23 protein-coding genes and 2 pseudogenes are annotated in these 25,763 nt (G+C 73.1%); 4 read left to right on the top strand and 21 right to left on the bottom strand.

Annotated elements, in window-relative coordinates; translation table 11 throughout:
• Positions 1 to 16: 16 nt before the first annotated feature.
• Positions 17 to 946: a 3-oxoacyl-[acyl-carrier-protein] synthase III C-terminal domain-containing protein gene (locus tag OJ254_RS21255; protein ID WP_265363590.1), complete on the bottom strand. Its 930-nt coding sequence runs from the start codon at positions 944 to 946 to the stop codon at positions 17 to 19.
• An 808-nt stretch (positions 947 to 1,754) separates the two neighbouring features.
• Between OJ254_RS21255 and OJ254_RS21250 the strand changes: the two genes are divergently transcribed.
• The gene (locus OJ254_RS21250; protein ID WP_265363589.1) at positions 1,755 to 2,582 is read left to right on the top strand and encodes an AfsR/SARP family transcriptional regulator; all 828 of its coding nucleotides are present in this window, start codon (positions 1,755 to 1,757) and stop codon (positions 2,580 to 2,582) included.
• 89 nt (positions 2,583 to 2,671) lie between these two features.
• On the opposite strand, the gene OJ254_RS21245 is transcribed toward OJ254_RS21250, so the two are convergent.
• The 8 genes from OJ254_RS21245 to OJ254_RS21210 form a co-directional block, all read right to left on the bottom strand.
• Positions 2,672 to 3,376 carry a 4'-phosphopantetheinyl transferase family protein gene (locus tag OJ254_RS21245; RefSeq protein ID WP_265363588.1) on the bottom strand — a complete coding sequence of 235 codons (705 nt, stop codon included), beginning with the start codon at positions 3,374 to 3,376 and terminating at the stop codon, positions 2,672 to 2,674.
• An 8-nt stretch (positions 3,377 to 3,384) separates the two neighbouring features.
• The gene (locus tag OJ254_RS21240) at positions 3,385 to 4,347 is read right to left on the bottom strand and encodes an ATP-binding cassette domain-containing protein (protein ID WP_265363587.1); all 963 of its coding nucleotides are present in this window, start codon (positions 4,345 to 4,347) and stop codon (positions 3,385 to 3,387) included.
• Between the two features lie 4 nt (positions 4,348 to 4,351).
• Positions 4,352 to 4,558 (bottom strand): MbtH family protein, encoded by a 207-nt coding sequence (locus OJ254_RS21235; protein ID WP_261952607.1) that lies wholly within the window; start codon positions 4,556 to 4,558, stop codon positions 4,352 to 4,354.
• A 49-nt stretch (positions 4,559 to 4,607) separates the two neighbouring features.
• Positions 4,608 to 5,291 carry a hypothetical protein gene (locus tag OJ254_RS21230; RefSeq protein ID WP_265363586.1) on the bottom strand — a complete coding sequence of 228 codons (684 nt, stop codon included), beginning with the start codon at positions 5,289 to 5,291 and terminating at the stop codon, positions 4,608 to 4,610.
• Positions 5,292 to 5,391: 100 nt separating this feature from the next.
• Complete coding sequence (locus OJ254_RS21225) at positions 5,392 to 6,060, bottom strand: MMPL family transporter (protein WP_265363585.1); 669 nt, start codon at positions 6,058 to 6,060, stop codon at positions 5,392 to 5,394.
• A gap of 77 nt (positions 6,061 to 6,137) precedes the next feature.
• Positions 6,138 to 7,448 (bottom strand): sensor histidine kinase, encoded by a 1,311-nt coding sequence (locus OJ254_RS21220; RefSeq protein WP_265363584.1) that lies wholly within the window; start codon positions 7,446 to 7,448, stop codon positions 6,138 to 6,140.
• 175 nt (positions 7,449 to 7,623) lie between these two features.
• The gene (locus OJ254_RS21215) at positions 7,624 to 9,063 is read right to left on the bottom strand and encodes a uracil-xanthine permease family protein (protein WP_265363583.1); all 1,440 of its coding nucleotides are present in this window, start codon (positions 9,061 to 9,063) and stop codon (positions 7,624 to 7,626) included.
• A 200-nt stretch (positions 9,064 to 9,263) separates the two neighbouring features.
• Complete coding sequence (locus OJ254_RS21210) at positions 9,264 to 9,728, bottom strand: phospholipase (RefSeq protein ID WP_265363582.1); 465 nt, start codon at positions 9,726 to 9,728, stop codon at positions 9,264 to 9,266.
• A 197-nt stretch (positions 9,729 to 9,925) separates the two neighbouring features.
• Here OJ254_RS21210 and OJ254_RS21205 point away from each other — a divergent pair, with 197 nt between their 5' ends.
• Together OJ254_RS21205 and OJ254_RS21200 are read left to right on the top strand one after the other, a co-directional pair.
• Complete coding sequence (locus tag OJ254_RS21205) at positions 9,926 to 10,657, top strand: DUF5995 family protein (protein ID WP_265363581.1); 732 nt, start codon at positions 9,926 to 9,928, stop codon at positions 10,655 to 10,657.
• Positions 10,658 to 10,781: 124 nt separating this feature from the next.
• On the top strand, positions 10,782 to 11,711 hold the full coding sequence (locus tag OJ254_RS21200) for an LLM class F420-dependent oxidoreductase (protein ID WP_265363580.1): 930 nt from the start codon (positions 10,782 to 10,784) through the stop codon (positions 11,709 to 11,711).
• A gap of 55 nt (positions 11,712 to 11,766) precedes the next feature.
• Here OJ254_RS21200 and OJ254_RS21195 read toward each other — a convergent pair whose 3' ends face one another.
• The 4 genes and pseudogenes from OJ254_RS21195 to OJ254_RS21185 all read right to left on the bottom strand — a co-directional run bounded on the left by OJ254_RS21195 (position 11,767) and on the right by OJ254_RS21185 (position 15,398).
• Positions 11,767 to 13,458 (bottom strand): flavin monoamine oxidase family protein, encoded by a 1,692-nt coding sequence (locus OJ254_RS21195; RefSeq protein WP_261952600.1) that lies wholly within the window; start codon positions 13,456 to 13,458, stop codon positions 11,767 to 11,769.
• Between the two features lie 62 nt (positions 13,459 to 13,520).
• Positions 13,521 to 14,318 carry a carbon-nitrogen hydrolase family protein gene (locus tag OJ254_RS21190; RefSeq protein ID WP_265363579.1) on the bottom strand — a complete coding sequence of 266 codons (798 nt, stop codon included), beginning with the start codon at positions 14,316 to 14,318 and terminating at the stop codon, positions 13,521 to 13,523.
• Positions 14,319 to 14,460: 142 nt separating this feature from the next.
• Positions 14,461 to 14,799 (bottom strand): annotated as a pseudogene (locus OJ254_RS31135) (LysR substrate-binding domain-containing protein); the annotation flags it as partial.
• Positions 14,730 to 15,398, bottom strand: coding sequence for a LysR family transcriptional regulator (locus OJ254_RS21185; protein ID WP_341483636.1), 669 nt, complete (start codon positions 15,396 to 15,398; stop codon positions 14,730 to 14,732). The pseudogene OJ254_RS31135 and the gene OJ254_RS21185, both read right to left, overlap by 70 nt.
• Before the next feature lie 54 nt (positions 15,399 to 15,452).
• Between OJ254_RS21185 and OJ254_RS21180 the strand changes: the two genes are divergently transcribed.
• Complete coding sequence (locus OJ254_RS21180; protein ID WP_265363578.1) at positions 15,453 to 16,910, top strand: MFS transporter; 1,458 nt, start codon at positions 15,453 to 15,455, stop codon at positions 16,908 to 16,910.
• Positions 16,911 to 17,056: 146 nt separating this feature from the next.
• Here OJ254_RS21180 and OJ254_RS21175 read toward each other — a convergent pair whose 3' ends face one another.
• The 8 genes and pseudogenes from OJ254_RS21175 to OJ254_RS21140 form a co-directional block, all read right to left on the bottom strand.
• Positions 17,057 to 17,512, bottom strand: a complete 456-nt coding sequence (locus tag OJ254_RS21175; protein ID WP_265363577.1) for an Lrp/AsnC family transcriptional regulator — start codon at positions 17,510 to 17,512, stop codon at positions 17,057 to 17,059.
• Between the two features lie 10 nt (positions 17,513 to 17,522).
• On the bottom strand, positions 17,523 to 19,004 hold the full coding sequence (locus OJ254_RS21170; protein ID WP_265363576.1) for an amino acid permease: 1,482 nt from the start codon (positions 19,002 to 19,004) through the stop codon (positions 17,523 to 17,525).
• A 335-nt stretch (positions 19,005 to 19,339) separates the two neighbouring features.
• Positions 19,340 to 20,803 carry a GuaB1 family IMP dehydrogenase-related protein gene (locus OJ254_RS21165; RefSeq protein ID WP_265363575.1) on the bottom strand — a complete coding sequence of 488 codons (1,464 nt, stop codon included), beginning with the start codon at positions 20,801 to 20,803 and terminating at the stop codon, positions 19,340 to 19,342.
• A 43-nt stretch (positions 20,804 to 20,846) separates the two neighbouring features.
• On the bottom strand, positions 20,847 to 21,371 hold the full coding sequence (locus tag OJ254_RS21160; RefSeq protein ID WP_265363574.1) for a barstar family protein: 525 nt from the start codon (positions 21,369 to 21,371) through the stop codon (positions 20,847 to 20,849).
• Positions 21,368 to 21,835, bottom strand: coding sequence for a guanyl-specific ribonuclease (locus OJ254_RS21155; RefSeq protein WP_265363573.1), 468 nt, complete (start codon positions 21,833 to 21,835; stop codon positions 21,368 to 21,370). The genes OJ254_RS21160 and OJ254_RS21155 overlap by 4 nt, the downstream gene beginning before the upstream one ends.
• A gap of 79 nt (positions 21,836 to 21,914) precedes the next feature.
• Positions 21,915 to 22,930: pseudogene (locus OJ254_RS21150) on the bottom strand (sugar-binding transcriptional regulator).
• Between the two features lie 220 nt (positions 22,931 to 23,150).
• Positions 23,151 to 23,834, bottom strand: a complete 684-nt coding sequence (gene rpe, locus OJ254_RS21145; RefSeq protein ID WP_265363572.1) for a ribulose-phosphate 3-epimerase — start codon at positions 23,832 to 23,834, stop codon at positions 23,151 to 23,153.
• A 355-nt stretch (positions 23,835 to 24,189) separates the two neighbouring features.
• Positions 24,190 to 25,626 carry an RsmB/NOP family class I SAM-dependent RNA methyltransferase gene (locus OJ254_RS21140; protein ID WP_265363571.1) on the bottom strand — a complete coding sequence of 479 codons (1,437 nt, stop codon included), beginning with the start codon at positions 25,624 to 25,626 and terminating at the stop codon, positions 24,190 to 24,192.
• Positions 25,627 to 25,763: the final 137 nt, after the last annotated feature.

Below are 25,763 nucleotides of genomic sequence, written 5' to 3'. Positions count from 1 at the left end.
CGTACACCCGGGGTGCTCAGTGCTCCACGACCATCGCGGCGAAGCACGCCCCGAGCCCGACGGCCACCATCAGGTAGTGGTCACCGGGGCGGAGTCTGCCCAGCTCGCAGGCCGTGACGTAGTTGACGAACGGGTCGGCCCCGAAGCAGTGCCCGGTGCGCGGGACGTTGTCCAGGAGCACCCGTTCGGTGCGGGTGCCCAGCCGGTCCGCGAGCTTCGTCCACGCGACCCGGTTCACGTTGTGCGGCAGCACCAGGGCGATCTCGTCCATGGTCAGCCCGGCGGCGTCGACGGCCTCGCCGATGACCTCGGTGAGGACGTCGGCGTACATCCCGCGGAAGGCCCGGGCGGCCTCCGGCGTCATCACCATCTTCGGGTGGCCGGTGGACACGGTCCGGGTGGCGAAGCCGCGTACCCGGTCCCTGGTCCCGGACGCCGCCACCAGTACCGCGGCGGTCGCCTCGCCGGTGGCGCCCACCCCGGGCACGAACTGGGTCTCCCGGGTCAGCGCCTTCTCCCCGGTCAGGATCAGCGCGAGCGCCTCGGGGTCGCCCTCCTCCGCCAGCAGCATGCCCGCGACCTCCACCGCCAGCAGGCCGGAGGCGCAGGCGTGCTCGGTCAGCGCGAAGGTGCGGGCGTGCCGCAGACCGGCCTCGCGCCGGATCTCCTGGAGCGCGCTGTGCGGATACGGCGACGGCGCGCGCAAGGTCCTGGCGCGTATCAGGAAACGCACCCGTTCTTCCGCGCCGCGCAGCGACGGCAGTTTCTCCAGGGCGGAGAGGAGCAACTCCTTCTCCGTGACCTCCTCGTCCCAGCAGATCCGGGAAAGTCCGAACCCCCGGATGTAGCGGCGCAGTTCCGCGTCCGTCAGTCCCAGGTCGTGCTGGCGCTCCGCGAGGGAAACCGGTGACGGCCAGTGCGTGGATACCTCGGCTATTGAGGTCACAGCCCGCCGACTCCTTTCGAGCCCGACTGTCCCCGAATTGGGTGCGGGGAACGGCGCCCAAAGTAATCGCGCCGATTGACGAGGCACTGACTGAGCACTGACCACGCCGATCGACGGCCGGTGGTATTCCCGGGCGATCGTCCGGCACCCCGGCCGTCCCCGGACCCATTTCGAGCCACCACGCGCCTTTTCTCTCCGGGGGACGGGGAAAGGCCGCGGCCAAGGAGAATCCATCCTTCCGCAACCTCGCCGCCGCGCGGGGCGCCGGCGCTCCCGCCCGGGTCCGCCGACCCCCGCCTTCCCCGGCCCCGGACGGACCGGTCCGTCCCGTCACCCGTGGCGGCGGCCGTCCCGGGATTTTCCGTAAGGGGAAGGCAAAAGCACCTCTCGCGCGATATCACTGACCAGTACGGCGTGTGTTAGCTTGGCGTGGCCGAAAAGCATGGACCCACGCTCAGCACGTAGTACGCGCACGGTGATGGTCAGCAGCTCAGGCTCAGGGGGGACCAGCTCATGCAGCAACGCCGGACCGTTGTCCAGTGGGGAATCTCCCGGAGGCTCGCTCGTTCGCGAGCCTGACCTCATCGCCCCTCGCACGGAATTCTCCCGTCCGTTTTTCCGGGGGAAGTAGTGGTTCTTGGTCGCATGCCCGCGCATGCGCCGTTCTGCACCCGCAACGACCAGGCGACATCACACGATTGCGCCCGTCCGGCGACGCCGAAGTGAGTACAGGGGGAAGACGCCGCATGCCGAGTACAGGGAGTAGGCGCCGAACGCTGACCACCGGGAGAAGAAGAATGGAAAACAGATGGCTCCGCACATCCTGAACGGGGACAACATGGACACGGGCGAGGTGTCGGTCGGATTACTGGGCCCCTTACAGGTCGCCCATCGGGGGAGGTCCTACGGCGTCGGGCCGAACCGTGCCCGGGCCCTGCTCGCCGTGCTCGCCCTCTCCGCCGGAGAGGTCGTCTCCATCGACTTCCTCATTGACGAACTCCTCACCGACCGGCCCTGGAAGAACCCGAAGAACGCGCTGCAGGCCGGGGTCCACCGCCTGCGCGACGCCCTGGAACGGATCACCGGGACGCCGGGCACCCTGATGGTGCGCACCTCGGCCAACGGCTACCTGCTGGACGTCCCGCCGGCCCGGGTCGACACCCACCGCTTCGACACGCTCGCCGCCCAGGGGGCGGCCCTGCTCCCCCACGCGCCCGACGAGGCCGTCGCCGCGCTGGAGGAGGCGCTCGCCCTGTGGCGCGGGGACGCGCTGCTCGACGTACTGGGCGGCCTGCGCTGTCAGAACCAGATGAGCCGGCTGGCCAGTCAGCGCCTGAGCACTCTTGAGGACCTCTACGAGGCCAAGCTGCTCAGCGGCGGCTACCGCGTGGTGAACGGGCTGGAGCAACTCGCCCTGGAGCACCCCGAACGCGAGCGCCTGACGGAGCTGCTGATGGTCGCGCTCTACCGTTCCGGCCGGCAGCAGGAGGCCCTCGCCACCTTCCAGCGGGTCCGCTCCTGGCTGCAGGACGAGCTCGGCGTGGAACCGGGCCGGAAGCTGCGGAGCCTGCAGCGGGCGATCCTCACCCAGGACGCGGCCATCGACGCGCGCCTGCCCCAGACGACAGTGACCTGACGTTCCGTCAAAATGCCTGTTCCGCAAAGGACTTGACCGGTAGCTGACGCGGCGTCGTCAGGAGGCGGCCGGCGTCGCCGGACCGCCTCTCAGCCGTCGTCGAGCGGGTGCTCCAGGAACCGCTCCTCGACCCGCGCCGAGCGGCCGCACACCGCCAGCGCCCCGGCGTACCCGGGGCCCGGCTCCAGGTCGAACAGGGCGAACGGCCCGGCCGCGTACGGTCCCCGCCACTCCACGAGCGCCGCCGAGCGGCCCGGGCCGGACACCGTGATGTCGCGCTTGGGCACGACGATGCCCAGGCCGACCGCCTTCAGCAGCGCCTCCTTCCGCGTCCAGTACACCGCGTAGGCCCGGTCCCGCCGGTGCTCGGGGAGCGCCTGGAAGACGCGGTACTCGTCCTCGGCCAGCACCCGCGGGGCCAGCCGCCGCACGGACCGGCCGGGGACCCGCTCCACGTCCACCCCGGGCTCCGGGCCCTCGGTGACGGCGAGTACCACCCGGCCACCGGTGTGGGCGAGCGAGAAGCGCACCCCGGCACCGGGCACGAACGGCTTGCCGTGCGGGCCGCCGCAGTGCCGGCACCGGCGGTGCAGCGGCACCCGCCGCGGCGGTGTCCCGGTGATCCGGCCGATCACCGTCCTGATCAGCGCCCGTCCGGTCGTCAGGCGGGCCCGGTCCGCCGCCTGGTGCAGCCGTTCGCGGCGGGCGCGCTCGTCCGCGTCGAGCAGGGCCCGGGCCGCCGGGTCGTCGACCACCGGGGACCACCACACCCGGCACACGGGGGCTTCCGCCACGGCCCGGTTCACCCCGGCCCGCCGTCGGCCTGCCGGCCGGTCAGGCCGAGGAACACGTCGTCCAGCGACGGGCGCCGCCGCGCGAAGTCGACCACCTCGATCCCGGCCTCGTGGAGCGCCGACGCGGCGGCGGCGATGCCGGCGAGCCCGTCGTCGAGCTGCCACCCGAGCACGCCGCGCTGGGCGTCCTGTGTCAGTTCGCCGGTCACCACCGTGCGCAGGGTCCGGCGGGCCGTGGCCAGGCCCGCCGCGTCGGCGAGGGTGATCTCCAGCCGCTCCTGACCGACCTTGCGCTTGAGCGCGTCGGCGGTGCCCTCGGCCACCACCACGCCGTCCGCGATCACCGAGATGTGGTCGGCCAGTTGGTCGGCCTCCTCCAGGTACTGCGTGGTCAGCAGGACGGTGACGCCCTGCGCCACGAGTTCCCTGACCACCTCCCACAGGGCGATCCGGCTGGCCGGGTCGAGGCCGGTGCTGGGTTCGTCGAGGAAGATGACCTCCGGGTGGCCCACCAGGGTGCTGGCCAGGTCCAGGCGCCGGCGCATCCCGCCGGAGTAGGTGCCGAGCGGCCGTCCGGCCGCGGCGCCGAGGCCGAAGCGTTCCAGCAGTTCCCCGGCCCGGGCCCGGGCGTCCCGGCGGCTCATCCCGAGCAGCCGCCCGAGCAGCGTCAGGTTCTCCCAGCCGGTCAACTGCTCGTCCACCGCGGCGTATTGGCCGGACAGCCCGATCCGGCGCCGCACCTGCCGGGCCTCGCCCGCCACGTCGTACCCGGCGACCCGGACGGTGCCGGCGTCGTGCCGCACGAGGGTGCTGAGCACGCGCACGGTGGTGGTCTTCCCCGCGCCGTTGGGACCGAGGAGCCCCAGTACGCTGCCGGCCGGCACCCGCAGGTCCACCCCGCGCAGCACCTCGACGTCCTTGTAGCTCTTGCGCAGTCCCTCGACCTCGATGGCCGCCGTCGTGTCCGGCACGTCGTCAGGCTCCCCGGGAACCGAGGCGGGCGGGGTCCAGGTCCGTCCAGTGCTCCTCCACGTAACCGGCGGCCTCCTGCCGGGTCACCGAGGAGAGCACCGGCCGCCAGCCCTCCGGGACCTCGGCGAACGCCGGCCAGAAGCTGTGCTGGTTCTCGTCGTTGACCAGCACGTGGAAGGTGCCTTCCGCATCGTCGAACGGGTTACTCATGGGCCGCCCCTCGTCCTCTCGCCTGCCGGCGTGGTCCTCCTCACTATGCTCAAGCGCGCTGACGCGGGACTGACGAACGGCTGAGCACGGCCGTCGGTCCGCTCACCGGGTACGCGGGCCGGGTCCGCCCGGAGAACAGCCGGTCGGTGCGCGTCGCGGTGGGCCGGCCGGTGATCCGTCCGAGGAAGCCCGCCGGGCCACCGCCCGAATCCCCGCAATCGCCGTACTCCCCGCGCCAGGCGCACCAGGCGGGCAGGGCGACCAGGCCGACGAGCAGTTCGACGGCGACGGCGGAGACCACGGCCACCACGGCCGCCGACCGCATCGGGGCCATCGGCCCGGCACCCGGGAGGCACCCGGCCGCCACCAGGACGGCGGCCACCGCGGCGAGGGGGAACCCGGCGCGGCAGCAGCCGTCCTGGGCGGCGGCGCCGGCCGGCATGCCCAGGCGCCGGTTCTCCCGGATCCGTCCCGCCGCCCGGACGTGCCGGGGCAGGGCGAGCGCCGACAGCACCAGCCAGCCGGCCACCGGTGCCCACCGGCCCGCCGGCGCGCCCTGCCCGGCCGGTGCGACCAGCGCGGGCGCCAGCTCGCCGAGCACCGCCCCGGTCACGGAGAGCAGCAGGGCCTGGGAGAGGACGAGCAGCGGACCGAGGACCCAGGACCGCAGGGCGAGCGCGGCGCCGGCCGCGGTGAGGGCCAGCAGGACCACTCCCCGGCCGACCAGGGCCACGGCGCCCCGGAGGCGGCGCGGGGCAACGCCCCGGCGAGGACGGCGAGCACCCCGGCGGTGAGGACGAGGGCGGCCGGCGCGCGGTCCGTCACCCGGCCGATCACCGCGCGGCGCAGCCGGGACACCCGGAGGCCCCGGGCCGGCGGGACGGGCGGCGCGGAGCGGCGCGGCGGCACTGTTCGCCGAGCACGAGGACGGCGGGCACCGCGACGGTCGCCGTCACCGTCGCCACCACGGCCACCACCGCCGTCCCGACCGCGACGCCGGGCAGCACCGGCGCCCCGGTCGCCGCGAGCCCGGCCGCGGTCAGCAGCACCAGCCCGGCGCAGCGCACCACGGCCCGCCCGGAGGTGCCGGCCGCGATGGTGAGCGCCGCGGTGGGACGGTACCCGCGGGCGCTCTCCTCCCGGTACCGGCGTACGTGGGCGGGGACCAGGTCCAGGCCCAGCACCAGGCCGACCAGGGCCACCACCGCGGCGGCCGGGGCGCCGCCCGGCGTCACCAGACAGCCGAGCGCCGCCAGTCCCCCGCCCCAGCCGAGCGTCGCCAGGTGCCGCGGGCGCGGCCCGGCGGCCGTGGCGAGGGCACCGGTGACCAGGGCCAGCAGCGCCAACAGGGGCCCGAACCGGCCGGCCACGCCGAACGGCCGGACCAGGGCGCCGAACGAGACCGCGAGACCGACGACGACCAGCCAGCCGCGGACCGCCCGTGCCGGATCGCCCGCGGCCCACCGCGCCGCACGGACGGATCCGCACCGAGGTAACGCCATGTGCATGCCACCCTTCCCTCGGGCCGGCGGGGAGCACCCCCCTCGGTACGCAGGGGCCGCTCCCCGGGGCGCGACCGTCACATCGTCGCCGCTCGGTCGTCGGTCGGGTCGGCGATGTCGCAGGGGATCTCGAAGGCCACCGTGGTGGGTCCGCCGTCGGGGCTGGTGATGGCGAGGGGGCCGTCGAAGACCGCCAGCCGGCGTTCGACCCCCTTCAGACCGTTGCCCTTCCGCAGGTCGGCCCCTCCCCCGCCGTTGTCGTGCACCGCGACGCGCAGCGCACCGTCGGCGTGCCGGATGTCGACGTGCGCCTCACGGGCCCCCGCGTGCTTGGTGACGTTGGCGAGGAGTTCGGCGATGGAGAAGTACGCGGCGGACTCGACCGGCTCCGGCAGCCGTCCCGGCAGGGAACCGGCGACCTGGATCTTCAGCGGGATGCCGAGGGCGAGGGTGCGGACCGCGTCGACCAGCCCGCGGTCGGCGAGCACCGGCGGGTGGACGCCGTTGACCAGGTCCCTGATCTCGTTGAGCGTCTTGGTGGAATCCTGCTTGGCCGCCAGGAGCAGGGCGCGCGCCGCCTGCGGGTTCTCCTCCAGCAGGGACTCGGCCGCCGAGAGCGTCATGCCGAGGGCGACCAGCCGCACCTGCGCCCCGTCGTGCAGGTCGCGTTCGATGCGGCGGATCTCCCCGGCCTGCATGCGCATCGCGTCCGACCGTGAGTGCGTCAGGTGGTCGACGCGGGCCGATAACACGGTCCGGGAGGTGCCCAGTACGGCGCGCACCCAGCGGCCGTGCAGCGGCAGCATCAGCCGGGGCAGGTACCGCAGCGAGACCACGATCTCCACCACGCCCAGGGCGGCCGCCCCGATCGCCGCGGGCAGGCTCGCGACCGGCAGGAAGAGGAACCAGGTGTTGTCCCAACTCTCCACCACCGGCTGCCAGATGAACGGCAGGATCAGCCCGAACAGCCCGTGCGCCAGGGCCACCGCCGGCAGCAGCGCCAGCACCGGTCCGATGCAGGGGTTGATCAGCAGCCAGAGCAGATCACGCCAGGTGGCCGGATCGCCGATCATCCGGTGCACCCGGCGCAGGCCCGACAGCCGGGCCTGAACCGGCGGTTCGGGCGCGTACGGCTCGGGCACCCGCACCCCCGTCCACCCCAGCGCGAGCCTGCGCTGGAGCCGCGCGTCGGCGCGCACGGTGTCCAACGCCTTCGGAAGCAGCGGGATCCCGACGCCGACACAGGCCAGACACACCACAAGGGTGACCCAGACCAGGAGCAGGGCCTCGGTCAGCGCCAGTCCGGTCAGCACCACGCCTCGCCCTAACAGGGCGGCGGACCCACCCCATCCGGGCCGCAGGCCCGCCTCGGCAGCAAGCTCGTTCATCGTCGCCTCGTTTCCTGTCAGCGGTAGGTGGATCAAGCATCCCTGAGGCACACCGCGGACGCAGGGGAGCTAACTCCCCTCTTTCGGCGCCTCTTTCGGCACCTCTTCCGGCACCTCTCCCGCTACCGGATCTCCGTTCGACACCGGACGGCACCGGACGGCAGGCACCGGACGGTCAGGGCGCCTGTCCGTCGTTCCGGTCGGCGGACCCGTCGCTCCGGCCGGCGGACCCGTCATTACGGTCGGCGGACCCGTCGTAGTCGCTGGTCCCCGCGTCGAGGAGCGGCATGCGCCCCTGCCCGGCGGCCCGGGAGAGCCAGCGCAGGGAGTGGTAGCCGGTCAGCACGATGAGCGTCCCGAGGGCGATGCCGCCGAGTTCGAAGTGCGCGGTGAACTTCAGCGAGACGCCGCCGATGGCGATGATGATGCCGGCCGCCGCGGGGATGAGGTTCAGCGGCACGGTGAAGTCCACCCCGTTCCGGATCCAGATCTGGGCGCCCAGCAGGCCGATCATGCCGTAGAGGATGACCGTGATGCCGCCCAGCACCCCGCCGGGGATCGCGACCACCACCGCGCCGAACTTCGGGCACAGGCCGAACAGCACGGCGAAGGCCGCGGCCGCGGAATAGGCGGCGGTGGAATAGACCCGGGTGGCCGCCATCACGCCGATGTTCTCGGCGTACGTCGTGGTGGCGGGACCGCCGACCGCCGTGGAGAGAACGGTGGCCGTGCCGTCGGCGACGATGGCCATGCCCATCTTGTCGTCGAGGGGGTCGCCGGTCATTTCCCCGACCGCCTTGACGTGTCCGGCATTCTCCGCGACCAGTGCCACCAGCACGGGCAGCGCCACGATAATTGCGGAGGCCGAGAAATTCGGGGCGTGGAAGGTCGGGAGGCCGATCCAGTCGGCCTTCTGCACACCGGAGAAATCAATGCGCCAGTGATCCGTCACCTTCCCCGCACCATTCGCGGAATGAATCATTCCCGCGGTGCGGTCGAGAACCCAGGACAGGACGTACCCGAAAACCAGGCCCAGGAAAATGGCAATGCGCGACCAGAACCCCCGCAGGACGACGAGGGCGAGACCAGTGAACAGCATGGTCGCCAGAGCCGTCCATTGATCCTGCGGCCAATACGTGGACGCCGTCACCGGGGCGAGATTGAAGCCGATGAGCATCACGACCGCGCCGGTCACCACGGGCGGCAGCACCGCGTGGATCACCCGGGCGCCGAGGACGTGAATGACGATTCCGCAGCCCGCCAGGCAGGCACCCACCACGAGCATCGCGCCCGTCAGCGTGCCGGCGTCTCCGCCCTGACCGGCGATCACGGCGGACACCCCGACGAAGGAGAGCGACGAACCCAGGTAGCTGGGAATGCGTCCGCGGGTCATCACCAGGAAGAGCACCGTGGCCACGCCCGATGCCATGAGGGCGAGGCCGGGGTCCAGCCCCATGAGCACGGGGGCGACGAAACACGCGCCGATCATCGAGACGACGTGCTGGGCGCCGAGCGCGATGGTGCGGCCCCAGGTCAGGCGCTCGCCGGGCCGGACCACCTCCCCCGGCCTCAGGTGCCGCCCGTCCCCGTGAAGCTTCCACCCGAAGCCGGCCATGATCACTCTCCACTTCCGTGACGCCCTGCACGTCACAGAGCCGAGGTGATTCATAGTCGAACGGCTGCGTCAGGACAAACCGCGTCTGCCGACCGGGGCGCCGCCGCCGGACGAGGGGACCTCGCCGTACGACCAGGACCGGGGGAACGCCCCCGGGAGCCGTGCTCCGCCGTACCACGAGGTCCCCGGGCACCCGGGCCTCAGCGGCCGTACTTCTTCACCGCCTGGTAGTAGGTCCAGGCCAGCGCCTTGCAGGAGGCCTTGCGGGCGCCCGAGTAGCCCCCGCAGACCCGCTTCAGGTCCTCGTAGAGCGCCTTGTCCAGTCGCGCCTTGTTCGCCTTGAAGGTGCCCATCCGCTTGTAGTTGCGATAGCCGAAGTCATGGCGCGCGCAGCGGAGGTGGAAGGGAAAGCCGAGGGGGTTGTCGGGCGACTTGGAGCAGTAATCGGTGTTCCAGTTGAAGCGGTAGGCGGACCATTTCGACCGGTGGTCCCGGGCGGCGGACCACTGCGTGTAACTGGCCGCGCTGGTCTGGGTCCAGTTCGCCAGCACCCGGGACTTGTCGGCGGGCACGGCCGGAGCGGCCGGAGCGGGGGCGGCTGCGGTCAGCAGCGCCGCTATCGCCAGGAGCGGGGCGGTGAGTACCGCGGAACGTCTTCGGGACATGCGCCAACCTCCGGAATTCTGCACCACGTTCACCGCGGCGCTTCCTGGATCGCGAAAAGATATGGGTTTCTCAAAGGCCGTTGCCGCTCTTGTGGCTCTCCGGAGAGCCACAAGAGGGCGCGCCGATTATTACCCCGATCCGGTCAACGCCGCCCGGGAAACGCGGATATCCGCAAGGCAGCTGCCACGCTGGGCAGATGACGACGATTCAGGAATCCGGCGAACCGGGTCGGATCGGCTCCGCGGCGCCCCGCCAGGCGCCGCCCGGGGACGTGGCCGGGGTGCTGGCGCGGATGCGGGCACTGGACGCGGCACTGCCCGACGGGGACGGGGTGGCCGTCTTCAACGGCGTGTACCTGACCGTCACCGAGGCGGTGGCGCGGCGCCTCGGTGACGGCGGTTTCCGGGACCCGGCGGCCGCCGGGGAGCTCGACGTCCGGTTCGCCCGGCGCTATTTCGCCGCGGTGGACGCCGCGGCCGCCGGGCTGCGGCCACCGGCCTGCTGGCGTCCGCTGTTCCAGCTGCGCCGCCACCCCGACGTCCACCCGCTGCAGTTCGCCCTGGCCGGGATCAATGCGCACATCGGCCACGACCTGGCACTCGCCGTACTGGACACCTGCCGGGCGCTGGCCTGCGAACCGGCGGCGCTGGAGGGCGACTTCGACCGGGTGGGCGGGGTGCTGACGAGCCTGGAGGAACGGATCCGCGAGCAGCTGATGCCCGGCCCCGACCTGCTCGACATCGCCGACCCGCTGACCCATCTGATCGGTTCCTGGAGCCTGGACAAGGCCCGGGACGGCGCCTGGGTGGCGGCCCGGGCCCTGTGGAGCGTGCGCCGGCTGCCGGAGGTGGCGGAGGAGTTCACCGAGCGGCTGGACGCCGGCGTCGGCCTGGTGGGCCGGATGCTGCTGACCCCGCTGCCCGGCTGACCCCGTCCGCGGTGCCCCTGGTCAGCACCTGTGAACTCCCGTGTGCGGAAGGTAGGTTGACGGTTCAGAGGGACAGCGGAACGCAACGACGCGACATCTGACACCCCACGAAGGAGTGCGCTGCATGGCCATCCGACTCGGTCTGAGCCTTCCGCAGATGCGGCAGTACGACATCGGGCGGGACGTTCCCGACGTGGCCCGGGCCGCGGAGGAGACCGGCTACGAGAGCCTGTGGGTCTTCGAGCGGATCCTGTTCCCGGAGCCCGCCACCCAGGGCCTGTACAACATCCCGGGGCTGCCCTGGCCCGAGCAGTACCGCTCGGTCGCCGACCCGCTGGTGACGCTGGCCCTGGCCGCGGGCGCCACCCGGCGGGCCCGGCTGGGCACGAGCGTGCTGGTCGCCCCGCTGCACGTGCCGTTCCAGCTGGCCCGCGGGCTGGCCTCGCTGGACGCGGCGAGCGGCGGTCGGGTGGTCGCGGGCCTGGGCACCGGCTGGTCGCTGGACGAGTACGCGGCCGCCGCGGTCGCCCCGTTCGAGAAGCGCGGCAAGGTCCTCGACGAGCTGATCGACGTCTGCCGCGCGGTGTGGGGCCCGGACCCGGTGGCGTACGACGGCGAGCTGACCACCATCGCCCCGTCCGAGGTCGGACCCAAGCCGAAGGGGCCGCTACCGATCCTGCTGCCCGCCAACAGCCCGCGGGCGCTGCGCCGGCTGGTGGACCGGGCGGACGGCTGGATGCCCGTCGGCATGGGAGCGGAGCAGCTCGCCAAGCAGTGGAAGCGACTGCAGGAGGTGGCCGCCGAACGGGGCCGCAAGGAGCCGGTGCAGAGCGTGCTGCGGGTGAACACCACGCACACCGGCGCTCCCTACGAGGGCCCGGACCGCAAGCCGTTCCAGGGCAGCGTGGCGCAGATCGTCGAGGATCTGGCCGCGCACGCCGCGGTGGGCGTGGAGGAGATCCTGATCGACCTGCAGGGCCACGCCCGGGACGCCGAGGAGCTCAAGGACCTCGCGGCGGAGGTCCACACGGCGGCGCGGGCGGCCGGGGTGTGACCGGCCGCCCGCGCGGGCTCGTGGCGGGGGAAGCCCCCGGGGGAGGAACCGGGGGTCAGTCCTCCGGCAGTTCGACCGGGGCGATCTCGTCGTAGACGTCGCCCGGGCCCGGGTTGGTGGCGTCGGTCGTGCCGCCGAGGTGGTGCATCACGCCCCACACCGCGTTCAGCGCGGTCTGGATCGCGCCCTCGGCCCAGCCGGCGGTCCAGGAGATGTCGTCGCCGGCGAGGAAGATGCCGCGCTTGTCCTCGGGGAGGCGGTCCTGCATGAAGTGGGTGAACAGCCGCCGCTGGTAGCGGTAGTGGCCGGGCAGGTTGGCCTTGAACGCGCCCATGAAGTAGGGCTCGTTCTCCCAGGAGACGGTGACCGGGTTGCCGATGATGTGCTTGCGGATGTCGACCTTCGGGTAGATCTCGCCGAGCGACTTCAGCATGACCTCCATCCGCTCGTTGGCGTCCAGCGGCAGCCACTTGAGGCTGTCGTCGCACCAGGTGTACGAGAGGCAGATGACGGCCGGCTGGTCCGGGCCGTTGTCCAGCAGGTAGGTCCCGCGGGTCATCCGGTCGGTCAGCGTCATGGACATCACGTCGCGGCCGGTGTCCTCGTCCTTGTCCAGCCAGAACGGCCGGTCGACGGGGACGAAGAGCTTGGACGACTCCATGTAGTGGGTGCGCTCGATCGCCGTCCAGTGGTCGATCGGGAACAGCTCGTCGTCACAGGCGATCTTGGACAGCAGCATCCACGACTGGGCGGTGAAGACGACCGCCTTGTAGGAGCGGATGTCGCCGGAGGCGTCGGTGACGGTGACGCGGTTGCCGGCGGTGCGGTGCAGCCGGGTCACGGCCGGGCGCGGCGTCCCGTCGTGCAGGGTGGACAGCGAGGTGCCCGGCGCCCAGTGCACGATCTTGGCCGGCTCGCGCTCCCAGAGGCGCAGCGGCAGCTGCTGGGAGCCGCCGACGATGCCGCGGTGGTGGTCGTCGGCCTCGGTGTAGACGACGCGCAGGATCTCCAGGATGGAGTTCGGGAAGTCGGTGTCCCAGCCGCCGGTGCCGAAGCCGACCTGGCCGAAGATCTCGCGGTGGCGGAAGGACTTGAAGGCGTCGGAGTCGCAGAGGAAGCCGTAGAAGGTCTGGTTGTCGAGCTTCTCGACGAGCTTCGCCCAGATCTCGCGGATGCGCGGCACGTCGCGCTCGCGCATGGCCTGGTTCATGTCGGAGAAGTCGGCGCCCTCGTCCAGGCAGGCGTTCCACGCCTCGGCGACCTGGCGGTAGACCGGGGGCAGGTCGTCCAGGGTCTCGGCGTAGTGCGACTCGCCCTTGAGGTCGACGACGGTCGACGGGGTGGACTCGGCCAGCGGGTTGGGGAACGGCTTGGTGGTCAGGCCCACCAGGTCGATGTAGTGCTGCAGCGCCGTCGAGGACGGCGGGAACCGCATCGCGCCCAGCTCGCAGTTCAGGCTCTCGTCGCAGCCGTCGAAGCCGACGGTCCGTAGCCGGCCGCCGATCTGGTCCGCCTCGTAGACGACGGGCTTGAGGCCCATCTTCATCAGCTCGTAGGCGGTGACGATGCCGGAGAGGCCGCCGCCGATGATCGCGACCTCGGTGCCGTGCTCGGTCGCCGGTATCTGGCCGAGGCCCGCCGGGTGGGCGAGGAAGTCGTCGTACGCGTACGGGAAGTCCGGGCCGAACATGGTGATCGGCGGCTGCGCTTCGGTGTGCGGGACGGCGGGGGGCACCGTGGACGTCATGGGGTACGGACTCCTTGCAGGGAAAGCTGAAGGCGGGGCGGAGGCAGGGCGGTGGGGGAGGGTCAGACGAGGGACGCGTACAGCTCCGGGCGGCGGTCGCGCAGGTAGGGGTTGGTCTCGCGGGAGGCGGCGAGGAACTCCGGATCGACGGCGGCGGAGACCAGCTCCTCGCCGCGGCCGGCACGGGCCCGGGCGACGCCGTCCGGACCGGCCAGCGTGGAGAGCCCGACGAACTCGAACTCCCCTTCCGGACCGGTGCGGTTGACGTACGCGATGTACATCTGGTTCTCGAAGGCGCGGACCGGGACCAGCGATTCCGCGACGAACTGGAACGGGTGCATCTGCGCGGTGGGCACCAGCAGGAGGTCGGTGCCGGCCAGCGCGTGCGCCCGGACGTTCTCCGGGAACTCCACGTCGTAGCAGATCATCAGGCCGACCCGGAGGCCGCCGAGCTCTGCCTGGACGACCGGCCGGTCGCCCGGCGTGAACCACTCGCGCTCGAAGCAGCCGAAGAGGTGGGTCTTGCGGTACGTGGCGAGGCGCTCGCCCCCGGCGTCGATCAGCTGGACCGCGTTGTAGACCGTGTCGCCGTCCCGCTCGGGGAAGCCGTAGGCGATCGCCAGGCCGTGGTCGGCGGCGATCCGGGCGACGGCGGCCGCGGAGGGGCCGTCGGCGGGCTCGGCGAGCTTGGGCACGTCGGCGCCGATGGCGTAGCCGGTGAGGAACATCTCGGGCGCGGCGAGCAGCCCGGCGCCCTGCGCGGCGGCCGCGCGGGCCGCGTCCTGGAGCACCTGCAGATTGTGGGCGACATCGCCGGGCCGGCCCGAACTCTGGAGCAGGGCGGTGTGCAGCGATGTCATGGGACCCCTCGGCGGACGGTTCGGGCGGGACGCATTGACGGTACGGGGCGGTGACGATTCCGGACAAGGCGCCACCGTTGCGTGCGGCCGGACGATTCATTGCGCGTTCAAGCGCCTCCGCGGCGATTCATTGCGCCGGAGGTCACCGGGCCTCCGGCGGGGGCCCGGCGGCGATGGTTTCCCCGACCACCCGGCGGACGAGTCCGCGCAGCCAGACGTGGCCGGCGTCCGCCTCCTGGCGGGGGTGCCACGCCATTTCCATGGTCATGTCGGGGAGTTCCAGCGGGATGGGGAGGGTGCGCAGGCCCAGGGCGCGGACCGTCGAGGCGGCGATCACCTCGTTGGCGAAGCCGACCGCGTCGGTGTCCCGGACCATCATCAGCGAGGCGGCGAAGGTGGGGACGGTGGCGATCACCTTGCGGCGCAGTCCGAGGCGGCCAGTGCGGTGTCGATGGGGCCGGTGAGCCGGCCGCGGCGGGTGAAGTTGAGGTGCGGGGCGTCGGCGTAGCGGCGGGCGGTGAGCCGGCCCTCGGTGAGCGGGTGGCCGTCGCGGACCACCGCCATCCCGCGGTCGGTGAACAGCTCCTCGGTACGGATCTCCGGTTCGGTGCTGTCGATCACCCCGAGTTCCAGGTCCGCGGCACCGTCCCGGAGCAGCGGCAGGTCCACGTGGCTCTCCCCCAGGAAGCGCAGCACGACCTGCGGCGCCTCCTCGGCGACCCGGGCGACGAGGCGCGGGCCGACGGCGGTGACGAAGAGGTCGTTCGCGCTGATGGTGAAGGCCCGGGCCAGCTGCGCCGGGTCGGCGGGGGTGGCCGGGGTGAGCACGCCGTGGGCGCCCTCCACCAGCCGGCGCACCTCGGCCCTGATCTCCAGGGCGCGCGGGGTGGGGACCATGTGGCGGCCGGCGCGGACCAGGACCGGGTCGCCGAGGGTGCGGCGGATCCGTCCGAGGGCGCGGCTCATGGCCGGTCCGGAGAGCCCGAGGCGGTCGGCGGCCGCGGTCACGCTCTCTTCTTCGAGCAGCGCGTCGAGGGCCGTCAGCAGGTTGAGGTCGATGTTTGCGTTTCGCGCAATCATGGAGTGCACACCTTGCAGTTGAGGTTAATCCACGGGGACTCTAGCGTCCCGCCCATGACCTCGACGCTGTCTCCGTCTCCACCGTCCGATTCCCTTCGCACGCCACCCGGCAGGCCCTCCCGGCGGCGGTCGGTGACGGCCGCGATGTGCGTCTGCGTGCTGGTCGCGCAGTCCCTGGTGGCCGCGATGAACCTCGCGATCCCCCGGATAGCGGCGAGCGGACTGCATCCGTCCGCCGCCCAGCTGCTGTGGATCGTCGACACCTACGTGCTGGTCTTCGCGGGGCTGCTGATCCCCGCCGGGGCGCTGGGCGACTGCTACGGCCGCAAGGGCGTGCTGCTCACCGGGCTCGCCGTCTTCGCGACGGGCGCCCTGCTCAGCGCGCTGGCGGGCTCCCTGCCGGCGCTGCTGGCCGGCCGGGCCGTCTCGGGTGCGGGCGCCGCGCTGCTGGTCCCGGCGACCATGTCCGTCCTGCTGCACGCGACACCGCCGGACCGCCGGGCCGGGGCGGTCGCCGCCTGGAGCGCGGCGCTCGGCATCGGCGGCATGGCGGGCAACGCGGGCGGCGCGCTGATCCTTCAGTACCTGCCCTGGCAGGGGCTGTTCTGGGCGTACGTGCCGCTCGGGCTGGGCCTGCTGGTCTGGGTCGCCGCGACCGCGCCGCGGGTCCCGAGGCAGACCGCCGCGCTGGACCTGCCGGGCTCGGCGCTGCTGGTCCTCGGGGCGGCCGCGCTGCTCTTCGGCATCATCGAGGGGCCGGGGCTGGGCTGGGGTTCGGCCGCGGTGACGGGGGCCTTCGCCCTGGCGCTGGTGGTGTTCGCGGTGTTCGTCCGGCACGGTCTGCGGGCCGCGCATCCGGTGCTGGACCCCCGGCTGTTCCGGCTGCCCCGGCTGCGGGCCGGCACCCTGGGCATCGCCGTGACGTTCTTCGGGATGTTCGCGCTGTTCTACGTCAACGCCCAGTTCCTGCAGTACGTGAAGGGCTACTCGCCGCTGCAGACCGGCTTCGCGATCGTGCCGCTGGCCTTCGGGATGATGGCGGTGACGCGGTACGGCATGCGCTGGGCGCAGCGGGCCGGTGAGGCCGCAGCGGTGGGTACCGGGCTGGGCCTGATCGTGGTGGGCCTGCTGCTGATGTCCACCGCTGACGCCGGCACCCCGTATCCGCTGTACCTGGTGTTCCTGCTGGTGATGTCGGTGGGTGCGGGGCTGGCGATGCCGACGCTGTCGCATGCGATCGTGGCGTCGGTGCCGGCCCACCGGTCGGGGATGGGCTCCGGACTCCAGGGCGCGGCACGGGAGTTGGGGGCGGCGCTGGGGATCGCCGTGGTCGGGACCGTGCTGTCGGTGCGGTTCGCCGCGGGCACCGGGCAGGGCGCGGCGGTGACCACCGCGTTCACCGAGGCCACCGCGCTGGGGTACCGGATCGCGGCGGGCGTGGTGCTGGTGGCGGGGATCGCCGCGGTGGCCGGCCTGCGGACCCGGGCGCGCTCCGGTGGCTCCGGCGCTTGACCTCAAGTCCGCTGGAGGTAGCAGGCTCGGCGGCACGACCACCGAAGCGAGGACCCGCGGCGCCCCGCCGCGGGTGCCGGCGGAGCCGGGCGCAGAGGTCCGGGAGGGCCGGGGCCTTTCCGACCCCGGCCCAGGGGACAGCACACCTAGCGGGGCGCGCCCGAGCCGTACCGGCGGAGCAGCGGGGAGAGCACCAGGACGGACTTGGTCCGTTCCACGAACGGCTCGCCGGCGATCCGCTCCAGCACCCGCTCGAAGTGGCGCATGTCGGAGGCGAAGACCTGGACGACGGCGTCCGCCTCACCGGTGACGGTGGAGGCGGACGCCACTTCCGGGTAGCGCGACAGACCGCGGTGGATCGCCTCGGGCGAGGTGTTCCGGCGGCAGTAGATCTCGATGAACCCCTCGGTCTCCCAGCCGAGCGCGGCCGGGTCCACCCGTACGGTGAAGCCGGTGATCGCGCCGTCGGCCCGCAGCCGGTCCACCCGGCGCTTGACGGCCGGGGCGGACAGCCCGACCTCCTGGCCGATGTCGGCATAGCTGCGGCGGGCGTCCTCGGCGAGGGCGTGGACGATGCGTTCGTCGAGATCGTTCAGTCGCACTGCGGGTGGATCACTTCTCTGACGTGGCCAATCGGGAGCGGCGCAAGCCGTAACCGAAGTAGACCACAAGGCCCACGACCATCCAGACACCGAAGACCACCCAGGTCACGGCCTCCAGGTTGTACATCATCCAGAGGCAGAGCAGGAAGCCGATCGCCGGGAACAGCGGGGAGAGCGGCGTACGGAAGGTGCGCGTCATCTCCGGGCGGGTCCGGCGCAGCACGATCACCGCCACGTTCACCAGCGCGAAGGCGAACAGCGTGCCGATGCTGGTGGCGTCGGCCAGCTGGCCCAGCGGCACCGCGGCGGCGAGCACGCCGCAGAACAGCGAGACGATCACGGTGTTGACCCGCGGCACCCCGCTCTTGGCGTGCACCTTGGCGAACGCCTTCGGCACCAGGCCGTCGCGGGACATCGCGAACAGGATGCGGGTCTGGCCGTAGAGCACGGTCAGCACGACGCTGGCGATGGCGATGACCGCGCCGAACGCGAGCAGCACGGCCCACCAGCTCTGCCCGGTGACCGCCGTCAAGATCCCGGCCAGCGCGGCCTCGGAGCCCTTGAACTTCTGCCACGGCATGGCGCCCACGGCGATCGCCGCGACCAGGCAGTACAGCGCGGTGACGATCAGCAGCGAGAGCATGATCGCGCGGGGCAGGTCACGCTGCGGGTTCTTGGCCTCCTCGCCGGCCGTGGAGGCGGCGTCGAAGCCGATGTACGAGAAGAACAGGGTGGCGCCCGCGGCGCTCACACCGGCCATGCCCATCGGCATGAAGTTGGCGTAGTTGCCGGACTTGATGCCCTGGAACGCGACGCCGCAGAACAGCAGCAGCGCGGCTATCTTGACCAGCACCATGATGGTGTTGGCCCGGGCGCTCTCCTTGGCACCGCCCAGCAGGAACGCCATGGCCAGCAGGACCACCAGCAGCGCCGGCAGGTTGAAGTAGCCGCCGTCGCCGGGCGGCTGGGACAGCGCGTCGGGGAGGGTGAAGCCGATCGTGCCGGCGAGCAGCTCGTTGAGGTACTGCCCCCAGCCCACCGCGACGGCCGCGACCGAGACGCCGTACTCCAGGAGCAGGCACCAGCCGCAGACCCAGGCGACCAGCTCGCCGAGGGTGGCGTAGGCGTAGGAGTACGAGGAGCCGGAGACCGGGATGGTGCCGGCCAGCTCCGCGTAGGACAGCGCCGAGAACAGCGCGGTGATGCCGGCGATCACGAAGGAGATCACGACCGCGGGGCCGGCGTCCGGGACCGCGTTGCCGAGCACCACGAAGATGCCGGTGCCGAGGGTGGCACCGATGCTGATCATGGTCAGCTGCCAGACGCCCATCGAGCGGCGGAGCTCACCGCCCTGCCCCTTGCCGCCCTCGGCGACCAGCCGCTCGACCGGCTTGCGCCGCATCAGCCGGGTGCCGAGGCCGCCGGGGCCGCCGGGAGAGGGCGGCCGGGTGTCGCTGGCCCCTGCGGGCGGGGCTGCGCCGTGCTCCAACACTGGGGAGGCTCCTTCTTCGCTGCCTGTCAGGTGACGGCGACCGACGGCGGTCAGGAAACGGGCATGCCGAAGCACCCCGTGCGGGAGACCGCCGAGCAGGCGGTCTCCGCCACTCCACGTACTGACGCAGACCTTACGGGGCGCCGCTGAGCTGCCGTAATGCAGGTTCCTTGCGCAACCACGGCTGATCGTTGCGCACCGGCGACCCGTACGGTGGATCGTTGCGCCGTTGCGCCAGGAAACCCCGCGAGACCCGGAAACGCAAACCGGCCCCGCACCGGGTCGGTGCGGGGCCGGTCAGGCGCTCCCCAGGGCCGTGAACGGCCCCTGGCGGGTCAGCTCCAGCTGTCGTGCAGCGGCTTGCCCTCGGCGTAGCCGGCGGCGCTCTGCACGCCGACCACGGCCTTCTCGGCGAACTCCTCCAGCGTGGCCGCGCCCGCGTACGTGCAGGAGCTGCGGACGCCCGCGATGATCGAGTCGATCAGGTCCTCGACGCCCGGCCGGGCCTGGTCGATGAACATCCGGGAGTGCGAGATGCCCTCCTCGAAGAGCGCCTTGCGGGCCCGGTCGTAGGACGACTCCTCGCTCGTCCGGCGCTGCACCGCACGGGCGGAGGCCATGCCGAAGCTCTCCTTGTACGGACGGCCGTCGGCGGTGTGCTGGAGGTCGCCGGGCGACTCCAGCGTGCCGGCGAACCAGGAGCCGACCATGACGTTGGACGCGCCGGCGGCCAGCGCCATGGCGACGTCGCGGGGGTGCCGCACACCGCCGTCGGCCCAGACGTGCTTGCCGTACTTCTTCGCCTCGGCGGCGCACTCCAGCACCGCGGAGAACTGCGGCCGGCCGACACCGGTCATCATCCGGGTGGTGCACATCGCGCCGGGGCCGACCCCGACCTTGATGATGTCCGCGCCGGCCTCGATCAGGTCGCGCACGCCCTCGGCGGCGACGATGTTGCCCGCCACGATCGGGACCTGCGGGTCCAGCGCCCGGACGGCCTTGATCGCGCTGATCATGCTCTCCTGGTGGCCGTGCGCGGTGTCCACGACGAGCGTGTCCACACCGGCCTCCAGCAGCGCCTTGGCCTTGCCGGCCACGTCGCCGTTGATGCCGACCGCGGCCGCGATCCGCAGCTTGCCGTCGGCGTCGGTGGCGGGGGTGTACAGCGTGGCGCGCAGCGCGCCCTTGCGGGTCAGCACGCCGACCAGCATGCCGTCGGCGTCGACCGCGGGCGCGAGCTTGCGGTTGGCGGCGTCGAGGCGGTTGAAGGCCTCCCGCGGGTCGATGTCCGCGTCGAAGACCAGCAGGTCCTTGGTCATGACCTCGGCGACCTGGGTGAAGCGGTCCACCCCGGCCAGGTCGTGCTCGGTGACGATGCCGACCGGGCGGCCGCCCTCGACGACGACGCCCGCGCCGTGCGCCCGCTTGGGCAGCAGCGCCAGGGCGTCCGCGACGGTCGCCACCGGAGACAGCACGATCGGCGTGTCCAGTACCAGATGACGGCGCTTGACCCAGGTCACGACGTCGGTGACGACGTCGATCGGGATGTCCTGCGGGATGACGACCAGGCCACCACGGCGGGCGACGGTCTCGGCCATGCGGCGGCCGGCGATCGCCGTCATGTTGGCGACCACCAGCGGGATGGTGGTTCCCGTCCCGTCGGGCGTGGCCAGGTCGACGCCCTGGCGGGAGCCCACGGCGGAGCGGCCGGGCACCATGAACACATCGTCGTAGGTCAGGTCGTAAGGCACCGAAGAACTCTCTTCGAGCGCGCCGTTCTTCGGATTCAGGAATCGCATATAGCCCAGGATACGGGCCCTGACCAGGGCTCATACGATTGTCCTAGCCCCTGCTGGGCCATGTGTGCGATCCGCCAAGAGGGCTGCGGAGGGACCGCCCGGGTCCGGCGTCAGGGCGCCTGCCGACGGTCCCGGCCCTGGCCAGGACCACCGCCAGCCCGGTGCCGGTGTCGCGCCAGAAGCCCACCGCGTCCGCCAGGACGGACTCCACCACGGCCCAGTCCTCGGGCACGGCGGCGGCATAGCCCTGCCAGCCGGTGAGGGCCAGCAGCCGGCCGCGGTCGGCCGGGCACCAGGACAGGTCGGTCAGGCAGTCGGCGAGCGCGTCCCAGTTGCGGCCGAACCAGGTGGGCAGCCGCAGCGCGCCGGCGCACCGGTCCATGAAGGCGGCCTTGTCCGCGACGCCCTCCAGGTCCAGCACGGCACCGGTCCAGCCGGCCTCCCGTGCGGCGGCCAGCGCCTCGGCCACCGGCCGGTCGGCGGGCCAGGGCAGCACCCCGGCCGGCGTCCGCCCGTCGAGCACCGCCGCGAGCGGCCGCGGCACGGCCGCCGGCTCCGGCCCGGTCATCGCAGCACCGCCTCGAAGGTCCGGTAGTGGTCGCCCGTGTAGTACGTCTCGTGGTCCCGGCCGGTGATCAGCCGGCGGGCGCCGCGGTCCGGCGAGCCCGGGGTGCGGACCGTGTACTCGTGGTAGTAGCCGCGCGGGTGCGGCGGCAGCCGCCGTTCGCGGTTGCCGAAGACGGTCCCGTCCTGCGGGTACGGGAACGGCCCGCCGGCGTCGATGAGCCGCAGCGTGTCACGCGCCTGGGCGGGGAGCGCGGCGCCCGTGACGTCCGGCATGCCGGACGCCCAGGCCGGTACGCGGGAAGGCGCGGCCCCGCGGGAGGTAGCGGCGGCGGTGGAGTGCGGCGGGCCGGCCGAACTCCCCTGCTCGGCCCGGCCGGTGGTACATCCGGTGAGCGCGAGCAGCAGCCCGGCGAGCAGCGCGCCGAGGACGGCGGCGGCACGGCGCGGGACGGGGCGGATCACCATGGGCCGATGCTGTCACAGGCCCGCCCGGGCCGCCCGCCGATGACCGCCGGGTGGTACGGCCGCCCGGCGGCGGCCGGGCTCAGGTCCCGTCGGGGTCCGCCCGGTCCAGCGCGGGGCGCGGCCCGGGGCCGGTCTCCAGCAGCAGGTGGTCGGCCGCCGCGGTGTCCGTGACCAGGCTCGTCACGAGCCCGGAGCGCAGCACCGCGCCGATCGCCGCGGCCTTGCGCCGGCCGCCCGCGATGGCCACGACCTCCGGGATGCGGCGCAGCCGGTCCGCCTCGACGGTGATGCACCGCTCGCCCAGGTCCCGGCCGATCCGCCGGCCCTCGGCGTCGAAGAGGTGCGCGGACATCTCGGCGGCCGCGCCCAGCGAGGCGTAGTGCTCGCGCTCCTCCTCGGACAGCATGTCGTAGACCGTGGAGACGCCCGGCTCCCAGGAGCCGATGGAGACGCAGGCCACGGTGACCTTGTCGAAGTAGTCGAAGGCGCGGGCGATGCCGGTCTGCCGGCGCAGCGCCTCGGCGGTCGCCGAGTCGGGCAGCAGCATCGGCGCGTAGATCGGGTGCGCCTCGCCGCCGGCGACGTCGGCCGCGCGGCGCACCGCCTCGACCGAGCCGCGGTCGGCGGTGCCCGCGTCGTAGACGCCGGTCAGCTGGACGACCGTGCAGGGCGGCAGCCGGTGCAGTGCGGCCGCCATGTGGATGGTCGAACGGCCCCAGGCGAGTCCGAGCACATCGCCCTCGGTGACCAGCTCGCCGAGCAGGTCGGCGGCGACCTCACCGAGGTTCTCCGGGTCCGCGGCGTCCTCGGGCGCGGTCTGGCCGCCGAAGGCGGGGGAGCGTCCGCGGGTGACTCGACGACCACGGCGTGCCGCAGGCCGTAGCGGGCCCGCAGCGCGTCGGAGCGCTCGGCGTCCAGCTCGGAGGGCACCCGGATCTCGATCCGTACGAGATCACGCTCCAGTGCGGTCTCCAGCACCCGGGCGACCTTGAACCGGCTGACGCCGAACTCCTCCGCGATCTGGATCTTCGACTTGCCCTCGAGATAGAAACGGCGGGCCATGGCCGCGGCCTGCACCAGCTCGGCAGGGCCCATTCCGGACTGTGGGCGGCTGGCTACCACGAAATTCTCCCCTTTTGCGCATCTGATCGAGTCTTTGCTCATCCTTTCAGAAACCCGGCGGCAACGGGGACCTTGACCGCCGCGACCCTCGTGAACGCTCGGTGGCGCCACGGACAATTGGCGGCTCGGCCACCCCACGGGACCCTTCCCGTGGCCGGCAACGGCCTTGCCGCCCGCCCCCGTTGGCCGGAATTCAGTGGGCGCAGGCCCAGCCGGCCCCCGCGGCCGCCGCCTCGGCCTTCTCGCGCAGATCCCGCACCGCCTTGGCGGGGTCGTCCGCGCCGTAGACCGCGGAACCGGCCACGAAGACGTCGGCGCCGGCCTCCGCGCACCGCTCGATGGTGGCGTCGGAGACCCCGCCGTCCACCTGGAGCCACAGTTCGAGGCCGTGCCGGGAGATCAGCTCACGGGTGCGGCGGATCTTGGGCAGCATGATGTCCAGGAACGCCTGGCCGCCGAAGCCGGGCTCCACGGTCATGATCAGCAGCATGTCGAGCTCGGGGAGCAGGTCCTCGTACGGCTCGATCGGGGTGGCCGGCTTGAGCGCCATCGACGCCCGCGCCCCCTTGGCCCGGATCTCCCGCGCCAGCCGCACCGGCGCGGCGGCCGCCTCGGCGTGGAAGGTCACCGACCCGGCCCCGGCCTCGACGTACTGCGGCGCCCAGCGGTCCGGGTCCTCGATCATCAGGTGCAGGTCGAGCGGGGTGTCCGTCGCCTTGCGCAGCGACTCGACGACCGGCACACCGAGCGTGAGGTTCGGCACGAAGTGGTTGTCCATCACGTCGACGTGCAGCCAGTCGGCGCCCTCGACGGCCTTCGCCTCCTCGGCGAGCCGGGCGAAGTCTGCGGACAGGATGCTGGGGTTGATCAAGGCCATGCCCCCAGTATGGCGCCCCGCCCCGGAGCGGGCGGAGGCGGGACGGACCGGGGGCCGGCACCCCCGTCGCGGTGGCCGTACCGACGAGCAGGACGGGACGGCCGACCCGCGGGCCGATGACGCCCACGCTCCGGGGCAGCGAGTGCGCCGAGGTGCACTCGGACCCCTCCGCTCCGTACCGCCGGCGCGCCGCCACGAGTCAGCGGACGGGGTCTCCCAACGCACCCTGCCCGCAAGGGAGTTCCGAAGTTCCTCGGCCCGTTCGCGTCATCCGGCGCCCCTCGCCCCCGTCGTCACCGCGCCTCACCTTTCCTCCGGCGTTGCGTGGTGGGACGCCACAGCGGGCGCGACCGGGTCAGCCGGTGCGGCGCAGCAGGGCCAGGTACATCGCGTCGGTGCCGTGCAGGTGGGGCCAGAGCTGGACGTCCGGGCCGTCGCCGAGGGCGGGGACGCCGGGCATCAGCGGGCGGGCGTCGACCCATTCGACCGCCACGGCCGGGCCGCCGCGGCCCTTGATGACGTCGTCCACCACGGCCCGGGTCTCGGCCGGGTGCGGCGAGCAGGTCGCATAGCCGACCACGCCGCCGACGCGCACCGCGGCGAGCGCCTGGCGCAGCAGCTCGCGCTGGAGCGGGGCGAAGCCGTCGAGGTCCTCGGGGCTACGGCGCCAGCGGGCCTCCGGGCGCCGGCGGAGCGCGCCCAGGCCGGTGCACGGGACGTCCATCAGGACCCGGTCGAAGCTGCCGGGGCGCCAGGCGGGGCGGGTGCCGTCGGCGGTGACGACCGCGTACGGGCCGGGGTTGCCGGCCAGGGCCCGGGCGACCAGGCGGGCGCGGTGCGGCTGCTTCTCGGACGCCAGCAGGGCGGCGCCGCGCTCGGCGGCCAGCGCGGCCAGCAGCGCGGCCTTGCCGCCGGGGCCGGCGCAGCCGTCCAGCCAGGCCCGGTCGGGGCCCTCGACGGGCGCGTTCGCCAGTGCCAGGGCGACCAGCTGGCTGCCCTCGTCCTGCACACCGGCGCGGCCCTCGCGCACCGCGTCCAGCGCGCCGGGCTCACCACCCTCGGCGAGCCGGACCGCGTACGGCGACCAGCGGCCCGGCAGCGCGCCCCGCTCGCCGGCCGCGGCCAGCAGCTCCTCGGCGGTGGCCCGGCCGGGCCGCGCCACCAGCGTCACCTCGGGGCGCTCGTTGTCCGCCTCCAGCAGGTCCTCGATGCCCGCGCGGCCGCCGCCGAGGGCGTCCCACAGCGCCGAGACGATCCAGCGGGGGTGCGCGTGCACCAGGCCGAGGTGGTCCTCGGGGTCCTCGTCGTAGTCCGGGGCGATCCGCGCCAGCCAGCCGTCCAGGTCGTCGGCCGCGACCTTGCGCAACACCGCGTTGACGAACTTGGCCCGCCCGTCACCCAGCACCACCCGCGCCAGCTCGACGCTCGCGCTGACCGCGGCGTGCGTGGGGATGCGGGTGCCGAGCAGCTGGTGGGCGCCGAGCGTGAGCACGTCCAGGACCGGCGGGTCGACCTCGCGCAACGGCCGGTCCACGCATTGGGCGATGATCGCGTCGTATGTGCCCTGCCGCCGCAGCGAGCCGTAGACCAGCTCGGTCGCCAGCGCCGCGTCCCGGGCGTCGAAGTCCCCGCCCTCGCGCGCCTTGCGCAGCAGCGGCGGCAGGACGAGGTTCGCGTAGGCGTCCCGCTCGTCGACGGCCCGCAGTGCCTCGAACGCGAGGATCCTGACCGGGTCCTTCTTCGGACGGCGATGCGGTGTGCCGGGACGGCGGCGGGGCTGGGGCTGGCTCACAGAAAAGGTGCTCCGGATGCGACATGCGGTCTGGGGGTCCCGGATGAGGGATCCGTCCCAGCCTACGCGGGGCCGGGGCTGCCGCAGAACGCCTCCCCGCTCGGGCCCGGGGCCGCGCGGAACGCCTCCCTGCGCGG

The sequence above is a fragment of the Streptomyces endophytica genome (assembly GCF_026153355.1).
Lineage (GTDB): Bacteria > Actinomycetota > Actinomycetes > Streptomycetales > Streptomycetaceae > Streptomyces > Streptomyces endophytica.
The sequence above is the reverse complement of the archived record's forward strand: the minus strand, read 5'-3'. Positions and strand labels throughout refer to the sequence as shown.

Coding starts and splice junctions, on each gene's coding strand:
- OJ254_RS21250 (WP_265363589.1), top strand. CDS start 1,755: ATGGCTCCGCACATCCTGAACGGGGACAACATGGACACGGGCGAGGTG.
- OJ254_RS21235 (WP_261952607.1), bottom strand. CDS start 4,558: ATGAGTAACCCGTTCGACGATGCGGAAGGCACCTTCCACGTGCTGGTC.
- OJ254_RS21225 (WP_265363585.1), bottom strand. CDS start 6,060: ATGGCGTTACCTCGGTGCGGATCCGTCCGTGCGGCGCGGTGGGCCGCG.
- OJ254_RS21220 (WP_265363584.1), bottom strand. CDS start 7,448: ATGAACGAGCTTGCTGCCGAGGCGGGCCTGCGGCCCGGATGGGGTGGG.
- OJ254_RS21215 (WP_265363583.1), bottom strand. CDS start 9,063: ATGGCCGGCTTCGGGTGGAAGCTTCACGGGGACGGGCGGCACCTGAGG.
- OJ254_RS21210 (WP_265363582.1), bottom strand. CDS start 9,728: ATGTCCCGAAGACGTTCCGCGGTACTCACCGCCCCGCTCCTGGCGATA.
- OJ254_RS21205 (WP_265363581.1), top strand. CDS start 9,926: ATGACGACGATTCAGGAATCCGGCGAACCGGGTCGGATCGGCTCCGCG.
- OJ254_RS21200 (WP_265363580.1), top strand. CDS start 10,782: ATGGCCATCCGACTCGGTCTGAGCCTTCCGCAGATGCGGCAGTACGAC.
- OJ254_RS21195 (WP_261952600.1), bottom strand. CDS start 13,458: ATGACGTCCACGGTGCCCCCCGCCGTCCCGCACACCGAAGCGCAGCCG.
- OJ254_RS21190 (WP_265363579.1), bottom strand. CDS start 14,318: ATGACATCGCTGCACACCGCCCTGCTCCAGAGTTCGGGCCGGCCCGGC.
- OJ254_RS21185 (WP_341483636.1), bottom strand. CDS start 15,398: ATGATTGCGCGAAACGCAAACATCGACCTCAACCTGCTGACGGCCCTC.
- OJ254_RS21180 (WP_265363578.1), top strand. CDS start 15,453: ATGACCTCGACGCTGTCTCCGTCTCCACCGTCCGATTCCCTTCGCACG.
- OJ254_RS21165 (WP_265363575.1), bottom strand. CDS start 20,803: ATGCGATTCCTGAATCCGAAGAACGGCGCGCTCGAAGAGAGTTCTTCG.
- OJ254_RS21160 (WP_265363574.1), bottom strand. CDS start 21,371: ATGACCGGGCCGGAGCCGGCGGCCGTGCCGCGGCCGCTCGCGGCGGTG.
- OJ254_RS21155 (WP_265363573.1), bottom strand. CDS start 21,835: ATGGTGATCCGCCCCGTCCCGCGCCGTGCCGCCGCCGTCCTCGGCGCG.
- rpe (WP_265363572.1), bottom strand. CDS start 23,834: ATGGCCTTGATCAACCCCAGCATCCTGTCCGCAGACTTCGCCCGGCTC.